This is a genomic window from Candidatus Nitrosopumilus sp. bin_7KS, assembly GCF_054095835.1.
Genome location: NZ_JBSWSO010000006.1, coordinates 68,697 through 88,337, shown reverse-complemented (window position 1 = coordinate 88,337; position 19,641 = coordinate 68,697). Strand labels below are relative to the sequence as shown.

Genomic DNA, 19,641 nt, shown 5'->3' with positions numbered 1-19,641 from the left:
TTATTTTATTATTTTATCTATTTCCAAAGAGCATTCTTCCATATCTTTGAATGAATCCACTGAATACCATTTGACATTTTTGAATTTTTCAATATTGAGTTTTCCTTTTTTAGCATAATCTGGAAAAACTGTTTTTTCTATATCTCCCTTATCGGGCAAATCTTTTAGAATATTTCTTTCTAAATGATAAATACCTGCATTCATCCACACATCTGAAATTTCTTTTTTTTCTTTGAATTTCGTAATTTTATCATTATTAATTTCCAGCACCCCAAATTTTGTTTTTAATTCAATTGATGCAATTGAATTTTGTTTCTTTGATAGTTTTTTCAAATCTATATTTGTAATCGTGTCTCCGTTTATGACAAAAAAGGATTTGTCTTTGATCAATTTACCTGCTTTCTTAATTGCACCACCTGTACCTAGGGGGGTTTTCTCAATAGAAAATTTTATCTTAATTCCTAAATTTTTAATTTTCAAATAATCTTCAATCATTTCTTGTTTATACCCTGTACAAATTATTACTTCAGATACGCCAAATTTTTTAAGATATTTTAATTGCCATTCTATGATTGGAGTATTTTTAATTGGTACTAGTGGTTTTGGAACATAATCTGTAATTGGTCTTAGTCTTTTCCCTCTTCCGCCTGCTAGAATTATTGCTTTCATCTATTTGGTAGTGGATTTTTCAGGTTTTATGTTTTCAGTCTTTACTATATCTTCCATTTTTTTTGCAAATTCATTATAGATGTCCTCAAGATCCTTTAATGGCATTTCAATACCTAGCAATTTCATTGTTTTATTCCAAGATTCAATATACTTTTCATCATCAAGGCCTTTTCCCAGAGTTTCTGCAATAGAATGAACGCCTTCTGTTTTTCCTAGGGCATAAATTGCAATATCTCTATCTGTTAACAACATTTTTCACTTTCTGTAAGGTAGTAGTTCAAATCCTCTCACGACCTGCATTACATGAAATAGTGTATATAAAGAAATAGAAAATACCTATTCTGATTTAATGTCGCTGTCATAATAAAATAATTCAGTGTAGCATTCAAGACAATGTGGAGAATCAATTTTGGATTTTTTCATATTAACAACTACTTTCTTCAGTTAAATTGTAATGTAATTCTTGATAGCATTCAACACAATAATTTTTAAATTTAGTATGATCACAATCATACACTTTGTTTACATCATTTTCACATTTTGCACAAGTAACCATGCTAATCGTTTAAGATTTTTTAATTTTAAGTATTCCTAATGCTATCTGAATTAATCCTGCAATAATTAATGGAATTGTTTCAGAAAGCACATTGCGTCCTGATTCTTCGGCTTTTACAGGATCTGAATTACCGATAACTACTGCACCGCCAACAATTATCAAAATACCTGCAATTATTATCATAACTCCTAGTGCTTTTGATGATTCCTTTCTTGAAATGAAAAATGCAACAATTGGTAAAATTAATGCGGGTAATCCTAATCCCATACCTCTGGTCTTGTGATCAAATGGAATGAAACCTTCTCCGCTATCAGTACTATAACCTACGACTACATCCATACCATAAACTACCAGTAATGCAATTGCAATTCCAGTAATGATTAATGCAGGAGTTAAAGCCATACTCAAATCCTCTTTAATCAATTAATAAATCTAATTAGAAGGTTTGAGAACTATTTTTGGCAATAGTGATTGTAGTTTATTCAAAAGATCATCAATTGATTCATTTTGCATCCCAATAACATTGAGATGTCCCAGTTTTCGTAATGGCTTTGAAATTTTTTTACCGTACATTTTCAAAAAGACTCCGGGCTCAGATATCTCTAGAGGCGTATATTCACCTGTAAAACTACTATCGCCTAAAATATTGTACATAATAGAATTGTACTTTAGTTTAGTACTACCTAATTCCATACCTAGAATTGCTCTTAGATGTTGTTCAAATTGAGATGTTTCACTAGATTGTAATGTATGATGTCCTGAATTATGAACTCTTGGAGCTATTTCATTAATCATTACTTCATCATTGCTTGTTACAAACATCTCTATGCCAAATATCCCTGCTCCTTTTAGTACAGACATTGTTTTTTCAGCTATCTTTTCTGCCTTGTCTGAAATGTTTTTAGAAACTCTGGCAGGTGTTATTGTTTCTCGTAAAATATTTTGTTCATGTATATTTTCAACTAGTGGATATGTTTTGATTTGACCTTTGGTATTTCTTGAAGCAATTACAGATACTTCCATACTAAATGGTACAAATTTTTCTAAAAGCAGAGGTTGTTCTTTGAAATAATCAAATGCTTTTTGAATTTCATCTTTAGAATTAATTTTAAAATTCCCTCGTCCATCATATGCGTCTCTTCGTGCTTTTAGCATTGCAGGAAGTCCAAATTTTTCTAATCCAATTTTAACATCATCGATATTATTTATTTCCATAAAATCTGGTACTGGAATGTTATTTTCTTTTAGAAATGATTTTTGAAAGAATTTGTCTTGTATAATTTTCAAAGTCTCAGGAGATGGATTGATTTGGGATTTACCTTCAACTGATTTTAAGACATCACTATCTCCTGATTCAATTTCATATGTGATGATGTCTGATTTATTTGCCAATTCAATAATGGCGTCTCTGTCTTTAAAATCTGCAATAATTTGTGTTGCCCCAACTTGGGATGCAGGACAATTTTCAGTAGGATCTAATACAATAATTTCAGATATTTCGCTAGGCATTTTTTTAGCTGCCTCTGCAATCATCATTCCTAGTTGACCCCCACCAATAATTCCAAGAATTTTTGCCATTACCAAATTGTTTTTTTTGGATTAAAAATATCTAATGTATTTGGAATGATATTTTTGAATTTTTCTTAATAGAATTGTTAATTACTCTCTAGTTTTTTCTATTATCATGGCATATTCAAAAAAACCCTTAGTGGGAATTATCATGGGATCTAGTTCTGATAGTAGAATTATGCAGGCTGCTGCAGAGGTTTTAGATGAGTATAAAATTAAACATGAAGATCAAATCGTATCTGCACATAGAACTCCTGCAAGATTAGCAGAATATGCAAAACATGCTGAGAAAATGGGATTCAAAATCATCATTGCTGGAGCAGGAGGTGCGGCACATTTACCTGGAATGATTGCATCTCACACTATAATTCCTGTAATCGGAGTTCCAATTCTAGTTTTTAATGATAAACATCCAAAAAAATCAGATACGGCAAAATTTTCTGCGTTTGGCGGATTAGATTCGTTGTTATCCATAACTGAAATGCCATCTGGTTCTCCAGTGGTAGCTGTGGGAGTAAACAAAGCAGGTAATGCTGCAATCTATGCGATGAAGATGTTAGCAAATGAATTTCCAGATTTGAAAAAGATTTTAAAACAACACAAATCCAATCAACATAATTCAGTCATGAAAGAGTCTGATCAATTAAAAAAAGAAGGTCTTTCAAAATTTGCAAAAAAGAAATTCAAATAGATTAGGTTAGCAATGTGAATTGAATATTTTTCTTTTTTAATGCACCAATAAGTAATTCTGCTTGTTCTTTTCCTTGAGTTTCTAGACTTAAAGTAACGCCTGCAGAGCCTGCATTAATGTTGGAACTTAGTCTATCATGAACCACTTCAACGATATTTGCATTTGCTAAAGTTATTTCATCAACAATTTCTTTGAATGCACCTGGTCTATCAGGTAGTAAAATAGATAATTTTAACAATCTACCCATTGCTGCCAGGCCTTTATCTACTATTTGTCCTAGTAGATACATATCCACATTACCTCCAGCCAATACTGCTACAACTTTTTTTCCTACTGCTGGTTTTTTAGAAATTAGATAAGCTAAACTTGATGCTCCTGCAGGTTCCACCACGAATTTCATTCTTTCCATTAGCAAGAACATTGCTTTTGTAATTTCAATATCATCTACTAGAACTATTTCATCTATGAGCTCTTTAATGATTGTAAATGTCAATTGTCCTGGAACTTTAACAGAAATACCATCAGCTATGGTTCTTTCACCTCCGCTAGAAGTTATTGATCCTTGTTTTACAGAATCATACATTGATGGGAATGACTTTGATTGTACTCCTATAACTTTGATTTGTGGATTTTTTTCTTTAATTGCAATTAATGTACCTGCTGCCAATCCTCCGCCCCCAATTGGTACATAGATTTCATCTACATCTGGCAAATCTTCTAGTATTTCTAATCCTATTACTCCTTGTGCAGCGATTATCTGTGGATCATCAAATGCATGAATCATTATTGCACCAGTTTCTTTAGCTATTTCTTTAGCTTTTGCTGATGATTCATCATAGTTTATTCCTTCCAATATTACATTGGCACCATAACCTCTAGTTGCAGAAACTTTTGCAGGGGATGCATTTTTTGGCATTACAATGGTACATGGGATTTTTTCTAATGATGATGCAAATGCAACACCCTGCGCATGATTGCCTGCAGAAGCTGCAACAACTCCGTGTTTTTTCTCTTCATCTGATAATGATTTAATTTTAAAATAAGCTCCACGAATTTTAAATGAACCTGTTTTTTGTCTAAATTCTGCTTTAAGATATACATCGGATCCTGTCATATCACTAAATGTTGAAGTGTGTATCAGAGGTGTTTTTTTGATTTCATTTCCCCGCAATGCATTTGCAGCCAGTATGTCATCATATGTGGGATTCATTGGAAATCATGCTATTGATTTGGCGTATTTGTCTTCTTCTATCCAAAAATTGTATTTTTAGTCAAATTTTATGCGTATATTTTGAGGAATGCCTAAATAGTAAAAAAATTTACGTTCAAATATATCCAGTGGCCGAATCTCCCCTTTGAGATAATTTCTCATTTTTCGGTCACTTGGGTTTTATTATGATTGAATAACTTTTTCAAGCTCAGTCAATCGTTTTAGAATATTTTCTTTTACTGTATCTGACATTTTTCTTGGATCAAACACTCCTTCACGATTACCATTTTTAATAAATTCTAAATCTAATGATAACAAACATCCTTCTTCACCTGAAACTAATCTAGGATCATCAATTAACACGTGAGATGTTTGATAAGTTTCAAGTAAAAGTGAATCAAGTTCTGAAAATAATTTAGATTTTTTTTCAGATAGTTCTTGAAAATCTACTCCTGCATCTTTTTGAATTTCCGCAAATACTTTTTCTCTGAATTCATCATTTTCATAAAATACTTCAAACAATTTTTGATGATCAAAATCTTTGTATCCCATTTCTTTTAGTTTATTCAATACTAATTGATCACTATTATCTGATAATTGCTCCTGTTCGTTTTTAGTTAAATCTACAATTTCTGCTAATTCTTTTTGGCAATCAATTACACGTTGTTCTGGTTTGTAATATAACAATACATGAAATTGTAAAGATAGATGTCCTGATAACAAATAACTTCCTTCAGAAATCTCAAATTTTGTAAAAATTCGTCTTACATCCTGGTTGTTTGTAATTGATACATCTTGAGTAGACCATTCTTTAAGGGAATCATTTATTTTTTGAAAATAATCTGAAATTTTTTTTGGATCAAATGTTTTTTGATCCGTAATGGTTGAATCCCCCATCATTACTTTCACATCAATCATTTTGGTGACGTCTATTATTTTTGGAAGATATGCTTTTTGAATTGATTCATTCTTTTCATTTAATATTTGAATGAATTCATTAGATGATCTTGAACCTAATCTCACAGGAAATATCTGAAAATTCCTCTCCTTAAACCTTCATCCTTAAATGTAAATAGATTAAAAGGCCCTGATAGGCATGGGTAGTTCAGTAATTTCTTGTGATGATTGCAATGCGGATATTACAGAGTATTATCATGAAGGATACAAGGGGAAAAGAGGCAAATGCCCAAATTGTGGAGTAGATTTCCCACTAGAATAAGGCGATTCAAATGACTAGAGAAGAAAATGAAATTAAACAAAAATCAGAGAATATTGATCAACCCAACAATGTTGTAGATATGATGCTTAGTAAAAATCAGCAACCCACATTAGATTCTGAAACTATGATTTTAGAAACTCAAAAACGAGTTTGGGCTGCTCTGAAAAAAGGTTATGAATATACTGGGTTAATTGACGAATCAGATGCGTTTCTAAGAAAACATGTTTTATCAAAAGTAGATATGGTTGTACTTTATGTTGATTTAGTCGGCTCTACAACAATGACATTGGAAATGCCTGCAGAAAAAATTGCAATTATAATTAGCTCCTTTTCTCAAGAGATGGCTGCAGTTATTAGACAACACCATGGTTATGTCTTAAAATTTGTAGGGGATGCAGTGATTGGATATTTTGTTAGGGATGAAAGTGGGCTTCTTGCAGCTGATAATGCCGTAGATTGTGCTAACTCTATGATCTCGATTATTCAAAAAGGAATTAACCCAATTTTGAATCAATATGATTATCCTGATTTAATGGTGAAGATTGGAGTTGATTTTGGTCAAAATATTGTAGTAAGGTATGGTTCAGATATTGAAAATTCCCATGTAGATTTAATGGGACCTGCCATGAACATTGCAGCTAAAATTCAAAACATGGCAAAACCCAATCAGATTTTAATTGGTAACGACGTATACCAAAGACTACACCCAAGTTCCCAAAAAGATTTCGTACGAATTATTTGGACAAAAGATGAATGGAAATATCGTTCAAGAGCTACAGGCGAAACTTACCATGTCTATGAATTCAAAGGATGAATGTTAAACTGTAAAATTATCCGGACACTCCACATGTTCATAGTGGTGCTCTGTAAATTTTTCTTGAACTACATAAATTACAATTTTATGAAGATCTTTCCCTTCAATGTCTTTTTTGCATTTTAGACATGCCTTTTTTGATTGTTCCAACTGTATTTGCGATCCAAACTGCGAATCTATAAGGATCTGCGATCAGCTCAAGTTGAGCTAAGGCACCTGAGAATTGAGTTAGTGGTATATCAAATGCGTAAAGCAAGCCACAAATATAGCAAATATTCAGTATAATCATGGATAATACGGTGACAAACCATCTGCGTGACCTCTATGGATTAAATCCAAACATACCTCATGTGGCATTTCAATTTCCAAGACTGCCACCAGGATTATCAAATCCAATGTTCAAAAACCATGAGAATCCAATGAAGGCACAATTTTTACAAAATGCAGATAATGTGGCTCAAAAACTTCAGGGATTTCAACACATGTATCAACAATATGCTGCAGGCCTACTAACAATGACCTCTTCTGTGATACCACCAGGACACCCTGCATACACTAGACAAAATTCTATAGAAACACTTCAGACAGAGAATGACAAACTGATTAAAGAAAATTTGGAATTAAAGAAAAAATTAGACAAAGAAAAAAATTCAAAATAATTACTAGTTCTAAAAATTGCAATTAGGCAACATCCTTATTAATTTCAAAAAATAGTTTGATCATGGTAAAAACTGCTGCTGATAAATGGAAAGACACTGTAATCAAATACAGAAAAAACTGCCAAAAAATTTTAGAGATATCTGGCAATATACGATATGCCGGAATTGTAAATGCATATGGCAGAACATTAACTGGAATGATAAAACCAAATCTCAAACCTCTTTTACAATCCGAAGATTTCAAAAATGAATTATTTGTGATATCTACCCTAATTTCACTAAGAAAAGATTCAGTAGGTGCAATTGGAAAATTAGAACATGTTGTTTTGGAGCATCAAAAAATAACAATAGTTATCTTACAAAAAAATAATGTAACGTACTATGTTTCAGTAAATAGAAAAGAAAAAGACTTAGAGAAGATTATCGCTTCAATTAAAAAGACAATCTAAGCTGGCGTAAATCCGTGATATCCGCCTGATTGTTGATCTTTATCATCAAATACAGGTTCAAATAAAGAAATTAGATAGTCATCAGGATCTAAAATTACTGCATTTAGTCCTGCATCTTTTTCAACAACATCACGATGAATTGTGACGCCTTTTGACTTTAATTCTTCAACAGCGGATTTTACATCACCAACAATAAAACCAATTGTAATTCCGTTTTCTATAGAACTACCAATGTGTTGTGCAGTTAGCGATGCGGGATGTAAACTCAATAATGCACCAGTAGTACCCAAATCAACCCAGGATCTTCTTTGACTTTTGATTGGAAGTCCTATGATTTCATGGTAAAATTGCAGGGATTTGTCAATATCAGTTACAGCTAATATTACATTTCCTACTTTTTTGATGTTCACATAAACTATACAATAAAGTTCTTTAAATCAATTGCGTCATTGCACTTCAACCATGGTTTCAGTTCTATCCACTCCGTTGATTTTCTGAATTTGATTTGCAACCTCTTTTATCTGGATTAGTTCTTTGACATCAATTATAGCAACGGCATCAAATTGACCGCTAGTTGGAAATGAATCTGCAACAAAAGCGATTTTTTTTAATCTTGCAGCAATTAGTTTTTTGGGAGATTTAACCAAAATTATAGCCCTTACCATCCCATGTTGACCTCCACTTCAATCAATGTTTCAGTTGTCACAATATCTTTGATCTTTTTAAAATCAATTACCATGTTGTTTATTTCATCAATATTACCTTGCAATAAGACACTGATATCAGCTCGTCCTGCAACCACCATGATTTGTTTTAGATTTTTACGTTTTTTCTTTAAAATCTCTACAACCAAATCAACTTTACCGGGTTTGACAGTAATCAAACATAATGCACGCATACAAAGTGTATGTCACCGGATCGGATAAAGATTCCTAGTCTGATGCTTCTTGTGAGCGAGATTCTTCCAGATATGCTCGTCTTTCTTCATTAACTTTCTCTTGATCAATTACAATATCATCATCCACTATAACAATACCTCCATCTACAAATGGTTCTTCTTTTTGTTTTTTAGATTTTGTTTTAGATTTAACTACTTTGGATTTGGTCGTTGTTTTCTTTGCAGGTGTTTTTTTCACTGTTTTTTTTGCAACTTTTTTTTCTGCCATGAATCTCGAAAATCAAGAGTCAGGGTGGTTTTTAAAGATTATGCAGAATATGTAATGGATCAAATTAATAATTTTTTATCGATCAAACTGGCCATCTGAGTCAACAAATAACACATAATCCACTTTATCATCAAATTATACAAATAATTCTCATTGGGAGGTGAAGAAAAATAGCAACATTAGCAGATTACCAAATAACAGGAAACAGTGCATCTCTGGCAAAAATTGGAGAACAATCATTTACAATTACATATGTGGAAGATTCCAATTATACCCAAGGTGAGGTTGTTACCAAAGGGGTAAAAATTACAACCAAAGAAATGTTTGATGTGGATGGAAACCAAATGAACAAATTTCACACTACACGTGTAGCCATAGTTAATAGATTCAAAAATGAAACACTTCGAGGAGATATTAACAATAAACACATCCCATTAGGGCCAGTCAAATGTATTTCTGAAAAATCAGCATCTGGAAAAAGTTTTTACAATTTAGTGGATGCATAGATAAAAAAACTCTCAAAAAGGTTTTCCACCTCTTCTTTATTTCTAAAGAAAAGGGAATAAAATGAAAACCAAATTGTATAGACCCATTATCTACTTAATAGTATTGTAATTTTTAAAACATACTGAATTATTCACTGTTATTGCATTGTAGCAAAATATGAGATTTTGATAATAAATTAGAATCGAATTATTCAATTTTTTACTAAATGATTGAACATCCAAAAATCATCTTTTAAATGAAAATGGTGCCGAGGGCATGATTTGAACAAGCGACAGCCCGGTCTTCAGCCGAGTGCTCTTCCAGGCTGAGCTACCTCGGCACTTAGAAAAAATGAATAATGTTGAGGAATTAAAGTTTGTCTTTTTAGATCTTCCAAGGAATATCGTCTATGTTTTTTCGCTTATTGATTAAACGACTCATGACGAAAAACAAATCAGACAAACGATTAAGGTATTTTATACAATTTGAGTTAATTTCATCTTTTTCACTAAGTAGAACTGTTTGAGATTCTGCTCTTCTCACAACCGTTCTCACATAATGTAACTGTGCAGCTGATGGATCTCCTCCAGGTAGAATAAAATTTGTTAGAGGTGGTAATTCTAATTCAAATTTATCAATGAACTGTTCTAAATTTGACACCATTTCTAGAGACACTCTATTTTTTACATCATTGAGATTTGGATTTGAAAGATCTGCTCCAACTAAAAATAAGTCCTTTTGAATTTTAGTTAAAACATCGTGTATATCATCATCTAGAGAATTGGCCAAAACTAGCCCGAGTGCTGCATTTGCTTCATCAACTGTACCATATGAGATAATCCTTGGATGTGATTTACCTATTCTGTAATTTCCCTGCAATCCAGTATTTCCATCATCACCTGTTTTGGTGTATATTTTCATAATTATCTATTTTGTAGATTGCTATTATGTTATTCGAAATGAAATAATATGAAAATTCATTAGGAGATTACTCTAGATAATATATACATCATGATATTGGATTTTTTTAAAACTGTGATTAATTTGAAAAAAATTCACAGACAGGGATGGGTTGATAAATTATCTGTCTCACACCCTGAATCTGTAGCAGATCATACATACTCAATGGCAATGATGGGTATGATAATATCGGATTTAGAAAATTATAATTTTGAAAAAATTATCAAAATGATATTACTACATGATTTGGCTGAATCAAAAATAGGTGATTACACCCCAGGTCAGATAGATTTGGAGGAGAAGAATGAAATAGAAAATGAGGTATTTTTGAAAATTTTAGAAGATTTACCTGCATTAATTAAATCACAATATCAAATTATTTGGAAAGAATATCTAGAAAATAGTTCTTCTGAATCCCAAATTGTGCACCAACTTGATAAATTGGAGATGGCGCTACAAGCCAAAACATATCAAAATGAAGGTCATTCCACAGAAAAATTAGAAACATTTTTTGAATCTGCAAAAAAAGACATCAACCATCCAAAATTAAAAGAAATATTTAGAAATATCATTGAGGAAGAATAGTATGTCAGTAACTGAAAAGGATGAGTTAATTGATGCTCAAAAGCAAGTCATAGGGATATTGTTTGAAGTGATCAAAAGATTACAAGCAAACAATGATCTTGATGAAGAGTATTTCCAAATAATTTCAAATGGTGCCAAAAATGATGATCGGATTAAAAAAATAATGAGTGAGAGAACAGAAAACGCAAAAATTGTCGGTAGATTGTTAGAGCAATTAGAGGTTTAATTTCAACAACCACAATCATCATCAGATATTATTCTAAGATGAGCTGTTTGTTGATATTTATCTTGGACATAATTTGCAAGATTCACTATTCTAATTCGTGGTTCGCGAGTAGTCCAATTGCCTTCATTTTCAAACCAAAATTCAATTTCATCAAGGTCATATCGCTCATTTTTTTCAACCAGTCCTTTGAAGATTAATTTTATTTCATTAATTTCAGATTCTGTAAGTTTTGATTTGTCTTCAACAATACTGGTGATTTCATTTAATTTGATTATCACATTGTTTGTCAGAGGCATATTTTGTATTGTTTTGAGATTCTATACAAATCTTTAGAAGTAAAATTGTTATAGCAATCCCAACAGTTGGAATCATGCAATATTTTCAGGCTTTAAAATTAGGTCAAAAAAGAGTAGCCGAGGCAAGAGAGTATCTCAACACTTTGACAAATGGTAAAGCCATGCCTGCATTAGCTCTTGTAGCCAATAACTCAAAGGTATGGGCCCCAGTTGGCGAAGAGAATCTATATGCGTTTGTTGATGAATCTGCAGGTTTTGTATTAACTGATAATAGTGGCTACATTCTTGCACTAGTGGATAAAACAGGTTCATCTAAAACAATTGTTCAAGGGGTGACAAACCAACAAAAAGAGATATTGGAAAAGGCATTCCAAACGGACAATATTCCAAAGTTTGAGGGTAAAGTAATCTTACCTGTTTAGGCTCAGAAAAAAAACGTAAGCTTTAGTTATGATATAGTTTAGATGTATTAAATGAGCAAATTTTCTCAAGAAATTGAAGTCGGTGGTCATCTAATTGATTCTTCAATTTTGACTAAGATCTTTGATAAAATAATGGATTTGAAGGGCGAATTTAATGTACAGGAGATTGAAATTGGAAAAAAGAAAAAAGATCAATCCTTTGCACGATTATTAATTACAGGAAAAAATCAAAAACATCTCGATGAAATTTTAGAGACCGTGTATAGGTTAGGAGCAGTATCAAAAATTCAACAACAAATTACTTTGAAAAAATCACCAAAAAAATATGTCATGCCCGATAACTTTTACAGTACAACAAATAATCACACTCAAGTTTTTCATAAAGGAAAATGGATTCCAGTAGAAAACATGATGATGGATAAATGCATAGTTGTAAAAAACGGAAGGGCATTTTGTGTACCTGTAAGAGATGTAAAAAAAGATGATCAGATAATTGTAGGAGAAAAAGGCATCAAAATTACACCCCCTGAACGTCCAAGAGAAGGAGTCAATGTGTTTGAATTTATGGGAAGTTCTAGCTCTAGTGAAAGACCAACACAGCACATTGCTAAACAAGTCGCCGATGATATTTACAATACAAAAAAGAAAGGAGGAAAAATTGTAATTGTTGGAGGCCCCGCCATCGTACATACAGGAGCAGATGATTCTGTATCTGAATTAATTAGATTAGGGTACATCGATGGTGTTCTGGCAGGCAATGCTTTAGCAGTACATGATATTGAATATGCAACATTAGGCACATCTTTGGGAATGAATGTACATGATGCAACATTGGCATATCATGGACATAGAAATCATATGGATACAATCAATGCCGTATTCAAAGCAGGTTCGATAGCAAACATGGTAAAAAGTAAAAAACTAACCAAAGGAATAATGTACGAATGCGTTAAAAATAAAATTCCATTTGTTTTGGCAGGTTCTATTAGAGATGACGGTCCATTACCAGATGTAATTACAGATGTTGCAGAAGCTCAGCGTGAATACAAAAAAGTACTAAAAGATGCAAGTATGGTAATTATGATTTCTACAATGTTGCACTCTATTGCAACAGGAAATATGCTTCCAGCAAATGTCAAAGTAATTGTTGTAGATATCAGTCAGCCAACAGTTACTAAACTTATGGACCGAGGAACTTGGCAAGCTCTGGGAATTGTATCTGATGTTGGATCCTTTTTACCACTAATTGCACAGCAAATTAGAAAAAAGAAATAATCACGGCATCAATCTTGGATGGAGTAATTGCAAGCCATCTGAATTAAGATCAATTGGATGTATTTGCTCACTATGTTTAATTCCCCTCATTTTGGTGATTTGGATTGTTCTCTCCATTGTATCTTTAATTCTTGTATGTCTAAGTTGGATAATTCCGGAAGTTACAAACCATTCTAATGGGATTTCATCATTATCGTTATATTCGGATAGTATCAAACTAGTGACTCCGAAATTTTCTAATGCTTGGACCATTCCCTGTAATCCTTGTCTCATGTAAAATTTATCAGAATATTGCATAGCAAGAATTGTAACTGAATCAATTACCACCCTTTTAGCTTCGACTCGTTTAATGCTGCTAAGTATCAATTTTGTTAAATGTTCAAACGGTAATTGCTCTCCTCGATATAATGAGTCGTCCTTGCCAATCAACTTGTCTTGAATTTTGAATGGCCTTGCATCAATCATCAATATCTTATCTTGGGATATTAAATTATCAAAGTCCCAACCGAAAGACTTGCAATCATTTTTCACCTCTTCAATATTTTGAGATAAAGTGATGTAGATTCCAGGTTCATCAAAGTCATTTGCTCCTGAATGTAGGAATTGTAGGCCAAAGGTGGTCTTTCCACTACCTGGGGGCCCTGAAACAGTCACTGATCTACCTGGTTTTAATCCTCCAGATATCACTGAATCTAATCCTGGAATTCCTGTTTTTACTTTGGAATATGTAGAGTCCATGGCTATAGTAAATTTAGAGATAATTTTGCATATAAAGAAGAAGACGGATTTTATTCTAACAAGTAATTATGTGTGAGATTATTACAAATGAATATTCTTTGAACTTGTCCAAAGGGATTCAAATAACAATTTCATTGAATACACCATAGATTTTGAATTAGTCCACATTGCAAACAATTCTTCTGTAGAGTTTGCATTCTTTGTAAAGAATAACATCTCGCCATTATCTTTTAGTATAAAGCATAGATGATTTTCAATATCTTTACTAAGTTTTTTAATATTCTTTCTTTCTAAATCATCAAAGATGTATGCTGTTTTTTCAGAGCATGCACTGAGTAATCTAAACTGCTGTTTTGATTTTACAAATGATTCCAGAAAATCACCGTGATATAGCTTGAGATAATCTTTCTCAGATCCTAAAATTAAAAATTCATCATTATAGCTATCAGTCATCTCTGTTATTTTTGAGTGAATTTGGTTTGAGCCCTGAAGCATTTGGAATTTCTCTTCAACCTCTTCTTGGATAACATCAAAAGTTGGAATGTCATCCCATAATTCAGATAATCCTTTTTCCATTTGTTCAAGAGATTTCACTCTTTCTTTTTCAGAGTTTACCAATATCCATATTGCTTTGTCTAATGGTAATGCGGTGAACTGGATTGGATGTTGGAACGTTGCCGTAACAATTCCTTTGTTTTGTAAAGCAGAAAGCAGATGATAAGTTTCAGTTCTTGGCAATTTGAGGGCCTTGCATACGTCAGGAGCAGTCTTTGCACCGTATTTTCCAAGATAGATAAACACCTTACTTTGGTTGGATGTCAATCCATATTGCAATAGTTCAGTTTGAACTTTTTCAACAGATAGTTTGTATTCATACATTCGTGAATCAGGTGTTGAGTCAAATACAGAGGTCTGCGTTGTTTCTTTTGACATGTTTTTTCAGGATCCTCTGTTAGAAAACCCTAGATAATATTGTGGTGTAGCTAATTTTGTTAGATCGTATTGATCGTTTTTGTCAATTTTAAGACTTGAATTTGAATAAATTTTAGGCATAATTAGTTACTAAATTCCAATTTTTATAGAATTTTCTATAGATATTGCTTTTCCAGAATAGATCGATTTTAATGAAAAATTCTCCCTTACTCCTGCTGATTTTAAGAAAGCAATTTCGATAATACCTTCTGAGCCTCTAAAAGCTATGCATCCCATGTCTTTTTTAAGTCCTTTTTCAATTACAGTGTTTAATGTAGATAGACATCTTTGAAGATTTTCTAATTTATCTTTTAGTTCATCTACTGCTTTAAAGTATAACTCCAATTCACCTTTTAATCCAATTCCATTATAGACTAGTATTTCATTTAGATTATACCATTTGTCACTAACACCTTTTTTGCCTTTTTTCTTTTTCTCTTTTAGTTTTTTTCCTTGTTTCTTATCATCTGATTTCTTATCATCTGATTTCTTATCATCTGATTTCTTATCATCTGATTTCTTATCATCTGATTTCTTATCATCTGATTTCTTTTTTGAGGTTTCACCTCCAAATTTTTCTTTTAATGCAATAAAATCAGGATCATCTACAGATGCTTCTTCGTTTATTCTAATTTTTTCACCCAACAAGTTTGAATATTCTTGAATTTTAGATTCAGTCTCTTCTATTTCTATTTCTAAATTTGTTTTTAGAGAATTAACAGAACTAAATTTCTCAATTAAGTTTTTCAATTTTCCTCAATAGTTGTCATGGATGGCAAATTTTCTTTGAGTTGGCTTAATGTACTGAGTTGTTTAGTAGCAGTACGTAAGAATGTGATTTTTTCTGTAAGATATAATTTTTGTTTTTGAATCAATTCTAATAATTGAGGCGTAGTATGTTCAACAATCTGTGTGATAGTTTCAGGTGGATAATCAGTGAATTTTTTAGTTTCAGTTTTTCCATTAGCAAGTTTGATTAATAATTTTAAATTTGGAAGCATTGTAATTGTAGCATCTGAAGAAAGGTTAAAAATTTCAGGATGAATATTTGTTGAAAAACCTAAAAATTGTGTGATGACTTGTAATGCATTGTGTAAATCATCAATTACATTAATTTTTTGGTCTTCTAATTCATAAATTTGCAATGACTCCTCCATCAGAGTATTTAGATGAGTTAGAGTTTTTGCATCGACATCATTAGGAACTATTGCAGTTTGTTTTGGAGCTACCTGTACATCTGGAGCTACCTGTACATCTGGAGCTACCTGTACATCTGGAGCTACCTGTACATCTGGAGCTACCTGTACATCTGGAGCTACCTGTACATCTGGAGCTACCTGTACATCTGGAGCTACCTTTGTATCACTTGATTCTGCAGATTGCAATGACTTTCAAATGCCAAAAGATCACATTAAAAGTTGTATGTACCACAATGTTACAGATCTAAACTTAGGCTCAAATTATGGGTTTCCTGTAATTTGGATCAAGCCTAAATTAATTGTCTTTTTGAAGGTTTCACCTGACTCGCCATATCCTTGTAGATATAATGCAGCATTATACTGACCAGTTGGCACTTGACATTCATTACATGGACTGAGATCTTGAGATGGAGGTGCCTGAATTGGGTAAAAGTCAATGTAAGCAAAATTTTGATCAGGTATATACATACTATCTTGAGTAGGCGATATCACGGCATGTGTATTTTGTGGACTGGGTGCTGTAGTATAATTGACATATTGTGGCACAGCTGCATATGAATTAGTTCCATCGTTTGTTGTTAAAACTAATCTTGTTCCGCTAAAAACAAACCAAATTCCATCAGGACCATCATTAAATGCCCTGAATGTTAATAGTTCATCATGATCAAATGTTAGGAAGGTTGGCCATGTATGAGTTGGCACTGGTGTTTCTAAATGAGAAGAACCATCTGGATATGACCATCCTGTAGAATCCCATAAAATATTGATTGGAAGGTTTTGTTCATTATAATTATTCCAATCTAATGTTACTTTTAATCGCTCCCCCGATAGAACAGTGACATCTGAACCAATTGTAGAAGTTATTGTGGCTGTATGTGCCTGATCATTATCATCATCTGCATCTCCATGGAATTTTTGATTAGTAGTATTTCCAGTTAGTAATTGTATCCAAGATCCATTTTCGTCATCATAATTTCCTATAGACGGATCCTTAAATGGTACATTTACTTTTGTTTCAGATGTTATTTCAGCGACAACTTGATCTCCTGCTTCATTTACTCTTTCAATTTTAAAATCAAACCAAGTTCCATTATTTCCATAGTTTGTATAGTAAAGGTCTTCAATCTGACCTGAAGAAAATGCATTTTGATTCCAGTGAATTATAGATGCAATGTCTCCATCAAAATCCGCTTCACTAGAATCATATCCAATATCAATTCTATCTACATCAATGTCTCCTGAACCTGAACCACCTATAGTTCCAGACCAAGCAACTCGTACATTATCAACCCATAGTTCACAATATCCCCCCTCTCTACGAATTACTACATGATGCCATTGATCATCGTCATATTCTGAAGAAGATTTACAGGTGACATCATTACCTCCACTATCTGCATCATGGTCCTGATATCCAAACTCAAGTTCACCACCTGTTACTACTGCAAGATAAAATCTATCTTGACTGCCTCCGCAGTCATCATTAGATGCACAACCCCATGTTATTACTCCTTTGTATGAATTACTGGTAGGTTCTATTCTGAGCCATAATGCAGTAGTTGTATCATATGATTGAATTTCAGTGTATGCCTTTCCTGTTCCATCATTAACATTAAAATCATTATAGAAATAGTCGCCATTATCAAAATGCCAATACTCATCCCCATCAGGACCATCTCCCTGAGTTTCAGCACTACTACCATCTCCAGAAAATTCTGGATCGTTTCCGCCTTCTTTCCATCCATTTTCATCATCAAATCTGTTTATTGCACTTGAAATTTCACCACCATCTCCGCAATCTCTACAATCCATAAAAAGTGCAAATGAAGGTTCAGGAAATCCTAGGGGAGTAATATTGGAAAAGTAATTCAAACGTATATTGAAATCTCCTGCAGGAATAGTAACATCTTCAACCATGGTAGCAGAAAGAAATTCAATGGTTCCACCTACTTCGTTTAACCCTCTTGTCATTCCTGCAGTGTTTGGAGACGAACCATCCATTTGAAATTCAGAATTTGGAGTTAGTGTGTTGTCTGCATGGAAATATAATACATCAGGTAAATCGCCTCCAGTATTTGTCAGAGATAATGAAGACAATGATGAGCCGGATTCATCAGCTAATGGAACGCTTTGTACAGATACAGATGTTAAAACCTCGTTTCCTTTATTGGCATTTGTTAATGTCGCATTAAACCACACTTGATCCAGACTTGTCTCTCCAATCAATTGATAAACATATGTAAAAACAGCAACCTCTCCAGGACCTAATGAATCATATGAAATTGGGTTTGGACCTGAAACATAACTTACTTCTAATCCTGTAGAGTCATCCTGTAAAATTTTTCCAGTATCATTCATAGAAGGAGTCACATTGTATATGCGATTACCATTTGTCATGTTGTTAACTATAGTATAATGCAAAGTTGTGGTAAATGTGCTTGGTATGATTGTAGGAATTGCAGTTAATGTCATGTATATATTTTGATCTGAAATAGAATTGACATAAAATGAGTTTACCGCCCCTCTTGAAGTAATTATCTTCATATTGTAACCCTTGGTGGGATCCATGTTTACATCAACTAAATCTCGAATGTTTACGGAATTCCCAGGAGCAATTGTTTCATTTATTGTAGTTTTATTTACAATATCATTCACTCCCTGCTCATCAATATACAATGTAGTTAGTTGAAGAGGAATTTCACCAGTATTCTTGATCACGCCATCTAGTTTGTCATCTGCTGTCACATCAATTGACGAGATTTCAAATGCCTCTGATTGTTTATCTCTCTGTCGAGATTCCTCAACAATGAGCGATTGTGAAAAATCTCCCATCATATCAAGACTGTATGAAACATATGATAACGAACCAACTACAACTGCAATTAAAAATACAGTTCCAACTACAGCACTAAGACCCCTGTGAGATTTCATGGTGCTACTACCAGAGAAACGAATTGATTTCCTCTATTTGTAAAAACAATCAAATCAAGTTCATCTGAAGACTGCCAAGGATATGTTGCATTCAATGAAATAGATTCAGATGTTATTATTCCTGCATCAGTATAGCCATAAGTAAATGATGTATTGTTATTTGCAGTGGCATTAGTAACCTGAATAGATGTGATGTTTAGTCCTAAAATTCCAATATTTGCAAGGGTAACATTGAGATGATTTGTAGTCATTAATCCTGCAGGTGTTGCAAACCATACATTTTCAAAAATTATTTCCTCTCGAATTTTATTTAATTGAGTGTCAAAAATATCGTTCATCTCTTGTTTTTGTTCATTTATGCTAGTTTGCGACCAAGCTAGCATCATGACACCCATTATGCTAACCGCCGATAAAAGAATTCCACTAGTTACTATAGTGGCTAGTCCTTTCTTATAATTAATCCTAGAATTACTGGAATCATCCTTTGACTTATTACGCAATAACGAAATTATATGATTTATGTGTATTATTACTAGTATGTAAAAAAAG

Annotated in this window: 30 protein-coding genes and 1 tRNA gene; 10 read left to right on the top strand and 21 right to left on the bottom strand. The window is 32.8% G+C overall.

Annotated features, from left to right (window positions below):
- From ACW9W4_RS06715 to ACW9W4_RS06695, 5 genes are all read right to left on the bottom strand, one after another.
- A complete protein-coding gene (locus tag ACW9W4_RS06715) occupies positions 1 to 669 on the bottom strand; it encodes a nucleotidyltransferase family protein (protein ID WP_457761700.1) in 669 nt (222 codons plus the stop codon).
- Positions 670 to 921: a hypothetical protein gene (locus ACW9W4_RS06710; protein ID WP_457761699.1), complete on the bottom strand. Its 252-nt coding sequence runs from the start codon at positions 919 to 921 to the stop codon at positions 670 to 672. It lies immediately after the preceding gene.
- 172 nt (positions 922 to 1,093) lie between these two features.
- Positions 1,094 to 1,225 carry a hypothetical protein gene (locus ACW9W4_RS06705; RefSeq protein ID WP_457761698.1) on the bottom strand — a complete coding sequence of 44 codons (132 nt, stop codon included), beginning with the start codon at positions 1,223 to 1,225 and terminating at the stop codon, positions 1,094 to 1,096.
- Positions 1,226 to 1,234: 9 nt separating this feature from the next.
- Positions 1,235 to 1,627, bottom strand: coding sequence for a hypothetical protein (locus ACW9W4_RS06700; protein ID WP_457761697.1), 393 nt, complete (start codon positions 1,625 to 1,627; stop codon positions 1,235 to 1,237).
- Between the two features lie 30 nt (positions 1,628 to 1,657).
- Positions 1,658 to 2,809, bottom strand: a complete 1,152-nt coding sequence (locus tag ACW9W4_RS06695; protein WP_457761696.1) for a 5-(carboxyamino)imidazole ribonucleotide synthase — start codon at positions 2,807 to 2,809, stop codon at positions 1,658 to 1,660.
- Between the two features lie 100 nt (positions 2,810 to 2,909).
- Here ACW9W4_RS06695 and purE point away from each other — a divergent pair, with 100 nt between their 5' ends.
- Positions 2,910 to 3,485, top strand: a complete 576-nt coding sequence (purE, locus tag ACW9W4_RS06690; RefSeq protein WP_457761695.1) for a 5-(carboxyamino)imidazole ribonucleotide mutase — start codon at positions 2,910 to 2,912, stop codon at positions 3,483 to 3,485.
- A gap of 1 nt (position 3,486) precedes the next feature.
- Here purE and ilvA read toward each other — a convergent pair whose 3' ends face one another.
- Both ilvA and ACW9W4_RS06680 read right to left on the bottom strand, forming a co-directional pair.
- Positions 3,487 to 4,695 carry a threonine ammonia-lyase gene (ilvA, locus tag ACW9W4_RS06685; RefSeq protein WP_457761694.1) on the bottom strand — a complete coding sequence of 403 codons (1,209 nt, stop codon included), beginning with the start codon at positions 4,693 to 4,695 and terminating at the stop codon, positions 3,487 to 3,489.
- Positions 4,696 to 4,878: 183 nt separating this feature from the next.
- Positions 4,879 to 5,718, bottom strand: a complete 840-nt coding sequence (locus ACW9W4_RS06680; RefSeq protein WP_457761693.1) for a hypothetical protein — start codon at positions 5,716 to 5,718, stop codon at positions 4,879 to 4,881.
- Between the two features lie 73 nt (positions 5,719 to 5,791).
- On the opposite strand from ACW9W4_RS06680, the gene ACW9W4_RS06675 reads away from it, so the two are divergent.
- A complete protein-coding gene (locus tag ACW9W4_RS06675; protein ID WP_457761692.1) occupies positions 5,792 to 5,914 on the top strand; it encodes a hypothetical protein in 123 nt (40 codons plus the stop codon).
- Between the two features lie 10 nt (positions 5,915 to 5,924).
- Positions 5,925 to 6,728 carry an adenylate/guanylate cyclase domain-containing protein gene (locus ACW9W4_RS06670; protein ID WP_457761691.1) on the top strand — a complete coding sequence of 268 codons (804 nt, stop codon included), beginning with the start codon at positions 5,925 to 5,927 and terminating at the stop codon, positions 6,726 to 6,728.
- A 3-nt stretch (positions 6,729 to 6,731) separates the two neighbouring features.
- Here the strand turns inward: ACW9W4_RS06670 and ACW9W4_RS06665 are convergent, their stop codons facing one another.
- A complete protein-coding gene (locus ACW9W4_RS06665) occupies positions 6,732 to 6,878 on the bottom strand; it encodes a hypothetical protein (protein ID WP_179361860.1) in 147 nt (48 codons plus the stop codon).
- A 137-nt stretch (positions 6,879 to 7,015) separates the two neighbouring features.
- Here ACW9W4_RS06665 and ACW9W4_RS06660 point away from each other — a divergent pair, with 137 nt between their 5' ends.
- The gene (locus ACW9W4_RS06660) at positions 7,016 to 7,387 is read left to right on the top strand and encodes a hypothetical protein (protein ID WP_457761690.1); all 372 of its coding nucleotides are present in this window, start codon (positions 7,016 to 7,018) and stop codon (positions 7,385 to 7,387) included.
- A gap of 62 nt (positions 7,388 to 7,449) precedes the next feature.
- Positions 7,450 to 7,836: a hypothetical protein gene (locus tag ACW9W4_RS06655; RefSeq protein WP_457761689.1), complete on the top strand. Its 387-nt coding sequence runs from the start codon at positions 7,450 to 7,452 to the stop codon at positions 7,834 to 7,836.
- Here the strand turns inward: ACW9W4_RS06655 and ACW9W4_RS06650 are convergent.
- From ACW9W4_RS06650 to ACW9W4_RS06635, 4 genes are read right to left on the bottom strand one after another with little or no spacing between them, the layout of a single operon-like run.
- Complete coding sequence (locus ACW9W4_RS06650) at positions 7,833 to 8,246, bottom strand: VOC family protein (RefSeq protein WP_457761688.1); 414 nt, start codon at positions 8,244 to 8,246, stop codon at positions 7,833 to 7,835. The two genes, ACW9W4_RS06655 and ACW9W4_RS06650, sit on opposite strands and share 4 nt — an antisense overlap.
- A gap of 36 nt (positions 8,247 to 8,282) precedes the next feature.
- Complete coding sequence (locus ACW9W4_RS06645) at positions 8,283 to 8,483, bottom strand: Lrp/AsnC ligand binding domain-containing protein (protein WP_457761687.1); 201 nt, start codon at positions 8,481 to 8,483, stop codon at positions 8,283 to 8,285.
- A gap of 11 nt (positions 8,484 to 8,494) precedes the next feature.
- Positions 8,495 to 8,734, bottom strand: a complete 240-nt coding sequence (locus ACW9W4_RS06640) for a hypothetical protein (protein WP_457761686.1) — start codon at positions 8,732 to 8,734, stop codon at positions 8,495 to 8,497.
- Between the two features lie 34 nt (positions 8,735 to 8,768).
- The gene (locus ACW9W4_RS06635) at positions 8,769 to 9,002 is read right to left on the bottom strand and encodes a hypothetical protein (RefSeq protein ID WP_457761685.1); all 234 of its coding nucleotides are present in this window, start codon (positions 9,000 to 9,002) and stop codon (positions 8,769 to 8,771) included.
- A 254-nt stretch (positions 9,003 to 9,256) separates the two neighbouring features.
- Between ACW9W4_RS06635 and ACW9W4_RS06630 the strand changes: the two genes are divergently transcribed.
- Positions 9,257 to 9,508, top strand: a complete 252-nt coding sequence (locus tag ACW9W4_RS06630) for a hypothetical protein (protein ID WP_457761684.1) — start codon at positions 9,257 to 9,259, stop codon at positions 9,506 to 9,508.
- A gap of 243 nt (positions 9,509 to 9,751) precedes the next feature.
- Here ACW9W4_RS06630 and ACW9W4_RS06625 read toward each other — a convergent pair.
- Positions 9,752 to 9,828 (bottom strand) — tRNA-Phe (locus tag ACW9W4_RS06625).
- 44 nt (positions 9,829 to 9,872) lie between these two features.
- Positions 9,873 to 10,409, bottom strand: coding sequence for a cob(I)yrinic acid a,c-diamide adenosyltransferase (locus tag ACW9W4_RS06620; RefSeq protein WP_457761683.1), 537 nt, complete (start codon positions 10,407 to 10,409; stop codon positions 9,873 to 9,875).
- Positions 10,410 to 10,499: 90 nt separating this feature from the next.
- Here ACW9W4_RS06620 and ACW9W4_RS06615 point away from each other — a divergent pair, with 90 nt between their 5' ends.
- Both ACW9W4_RS06615 and ACW9W4_RS06610 read left to right on the top strand, forming a co-directional pair.
- Complete coding sequence (locus ACW9W4_RS06615) at positions 10,500 to 11,033, top strand: HD domain-containing protein (RefSeq protein WP_457761682.1); 534 nt, start codon at positions 10,500 to 10,502, stop codon at positions 11,031 to 11,033.
- A 1-nt stretch (position 11,034) separates the two neighbouring features.
- Complete coding sequence (locus ACW9W4_RS06610; RefSeq protein ID WP_457761681.1) at positions 11,035 to 11,259, top strand: hydrolase; 225 nt, start codon at positions 11,035 to 11,037, stop codon at positions 11,257 to 11,259.
- A 2-nt stretch (positions 11,260 to 11,261) separates the two neighbouring features.
- Here the strand turns inward: ACW9W4_RS06610 and ACW9W4_RS06605 are convergent, their stop codons facing one another.
- On the bottom strand, positions 11,262 to 11,555 hold the full coding sequence (locus ACW9W4_RS06605) for a hypothetical protein (protein WP_457761680.1): 294 nt from the start codon (positions 11,553 to 11,555) through the stop codon (positions 11,262 to 11,264).
- 74 nt (positions 11,556 to 11,629) lie between these two features.
- Here ACW9W4_RS06605 and ACW9W4_RS06600 point away from each other — a divergent pair, with 74 nt between their 5' ends.
- Complete coding sequence (locus ACW9W4_RS06600; RefSeq protein WP_179363552.1) at positions 11,630 to 11,977, top strand: hypothetical protein; 348 nt, start codon at positions 11,630 to 11,632, stop codon at positions 11,975 to 11,977.
- A 51-nt stretch (positions 11,978 to 12,028) separates the two neighbouring features.
- The gene (locus ACW9W4_RS06595) at positions 12,029 to 13,252 is read left to right on the top strand and encodes an ornithine cyclodeaminase, nickel-pincer nucleotide-dependent (RefSeq protein ID WP_457761679.1); all 1,224 of its coding nucleotides are present in this window, start codon (positions 12,029 to 12,031) and stop codon (positions 13,250 to 13,252) included.
- On the opposite strand, the gene ACW9W4_RS06590 is transcribed toward ACW9W4_RS06595, so the two are convergent.
- The 6 genes from ACW9W4_RS06590 to ACW9W4_RS06565 all read right to left on the bottom strand — a co-directional run bounded on the left by ACW9W4_RS06590 (position 13,253) and on the right by ACW9W4_RS06565 (position 19,592).
- Positions 13,253 to 13,990 (bottom strand): RAD55 family ATPase, encoded by a 738-nt coding sequence (locus ACW9W4_RS06590; RefSeq protein WP_457761678.1) that lies wholly within the window; start codon positions 13,988 to 13,990, stop codon positions 13,253 to 13,255. It abuts the gene before it with no gap.
- 81 nt (positions 13,991 to 14,071) lie between these two features.
- Complete coding sequence (locus tag ACW9W4_RS06585; protein ID WP_457761677.1) at positions 14,072 to 14,923, bottom strand: TrmB family transcriptional regulator; 852 nt, start codon at positions 14,921 to 14,923, stop codon at positions 14,072 to 14,074.
- A 129-nt stretch (positions 14,924 to 15,052) separates the two neighbouring features.
- Positions 15,053 to 15,712: a hypothetical protein gene (locus ACW9W4_RS06580; RefSeq protein ID WP_457761676.1), complete on the bottom strand. Its 660-nt coding sequence runs from the start codon at positions 15,710 to 15,712 to the stop codon at positions 15,053 to 15,055.
- The gene (locus ACW9W4_RS06575; protein WP_457761675.1) at positions 15,709 to 16,347 is read right to left on the bottom strand and encodes a hypothetical protein; all 639 of its coding nucleotides are present in this window, start codon (positions 16,345 to 16,347) and stop codon (positions 15,709 to 15,711) included. Before ACW9W4_RS06575 ends, ACW9W4_RS06580 begins: the two co-directional genes overlap by 4 nt.
- Before the next feature lie 75 nt (positions 16,348 to 16,422).
- Positions 16,423 to 19,092: a LamG-like jellyroll fold domain-containing protein gene (locus tag ACW9W4_RS06570; protein WP_457761674.1), complete on the bottom strand. Its 2,670-nt coding sequence runs from the start codon at positions 19,090 to 19,092 to the stop codon at positions 16,423 to 16,425.
- Positions 19,089 to 19,592 (bottom strand): hypothetical protein, encoded by a 504-nt coding sequence (locus ACW9W4_RS06565; RefSeq protein ID WP_457761673.1) that lies wholly within the window; start codon positions 19,590 to 19,592, stop codon positions 19,089 to 19,091. Before ACW9W4_RS06565 ends, ACW9W4_RS06570 begins: the two co-directional genes overlap by 4 nt.
- Positions 19,593 to 19,641 lie beyond the last annotated feature (49 nt).

Coding starts and splice junctions, on each gene's coding strand:
- ACW9W4_RS06700 (WP_457761697.1), bottom strand. CDS start 1,627: ATGGCTTTAACTCCTGCATTAATCATTACTGGAATTGCAATTGCATTA.
- ACW9W4_RS06620 (WP_457761683.1), bottom strand. CDS start 10,409: ATGAAAATATACACCAAAACAGGTGATGATGGAAATACTGGATTGCAG.
- ACW9W4_RS06635 (WP_457761685.1), bottom strand. CDS start 9,002: ATGGCAGAAAAAAAAGTTGCAAAAAAAACAGTGAAAAAAACACCTGCA.
- ACW9W4_RS06710 (WP_457761699.1), bottom strand. CDS start 921: ATGTTGTTAACAGATAGAGATATTGCAATTTATGCCCTAGGAAAAACA.
- ACW9W4_RS06660 (WP_457761690.1), top strand. CDS start 7,016: ATGGATAATACGGTGACAAACCATCTGCGTGACCTCTATGGATTAAAT.
- ACW9W4_RS06640 (WP_457761686.1), bottom strand. CDS start 8,734: ATGCGTGCATTATGTTTGATTACTGTCAAACCCGGTAAAGTTGATTTG.
- ACW9W4_RS06610 (WP_457761681.1), top strand. CDS start 11,035: ATGTCAGTAACTGAAAAGGATGAGTTAATTGATGCTCAAAAGCAAGTC.
- ilvA (WP_457761694.1), bottom strand. CDS start 4,695: ATGAATCCCACATATGATGACATACTGGCTGCAAATGCATTGCGGGGA.
- ACW9W4_RS06605 (WP_457761680.1), bottom strand. CDS start 11,555: ATGCCTCTGACAAACAATGTGATAATCAAATTAAATGAAATCACCAGT.
- ACW9W4_RS06570 (WP_457761674.1), bottom strand. CDS start 19,092: ATGAAATCTCACAGGGGTCTTAGTGCTGTAGTTGGAACTGTATTTTTA.
- ACW9W4_RS06590 (WP_457761678.1), bottom strand. CDS start 13,990: ATGGACTCTACATATTCCAAAGTAAAAACAGGAATTCCAGGATTAGAT.
- ACW9W4_RS06595 (WP_457761679.1), top strand. CDS start 12,029: ATGAGCAAATTTTCTCAAGAAATTGAAGTCGGTGGTCATCTAATTGAT.
- ACW9W4_RS06615 (WP_457761682.1), top strand. CDS start 10,500: ATGATATTGGATTTTTTTAAAACTGTGATTAATTTGAAAAAAATTCAC.
- ACW9W4_RS06585 (WP_457761677.1), bottom strand. CDS start 14,923: ATGTCAAAAGAAACAACGCAGACCTCTGTATTTGACTCAACACCTGAT.
- ACW9W4_RS06670 (WP_457761691.1), top strand. CDS start 5,925: ATGACTAGAGAAGAAAATGAAATTAAACAAAAATCAGAGAATATTGAT.
- ACW9W4_RS06715 (WP_457761700.1), bottom strand. CDS start 669: ATGAAAGCAATAATTCTAGCAGGCGGAAGAGGGAAAAGACTAAGACCA.
- ACW9W4_RS06705 (WP_457761698.1), bottom strand. CDS start 1,225: ATGGTTACTTGTGCAAAATGTGAAAATGATGTAAACAAAGTGTATGAT.
- ACW9W4_RS06600 (WP_179363552.1), top strand. CDS start 11,630: ATGCAATATTTTCAGGCTTTAAAATTAGGTCAAAAAAGAGTAGCCGAG.
- ACW9W4_RS06655 (WP_457761689.1), top strand. CDS start 7,450: ATGGTAAAAACTGCTGCTGATAAATGGAAAGACACTGTAATCAAATAC.
- purE (WP_457761695.1), top strand. CDS start 2,910: ATGGCATATTCAAAAAAACCCTTAGTGGGAATTATCATGGGATCTAGT.
- ACW9W4_RS06675 (WP_457761692.1), top strand. CDS start 5,792: ATGGGTAGTTCAGTAATTTCTTGTGATGATTGCAATGCGGATATTACA.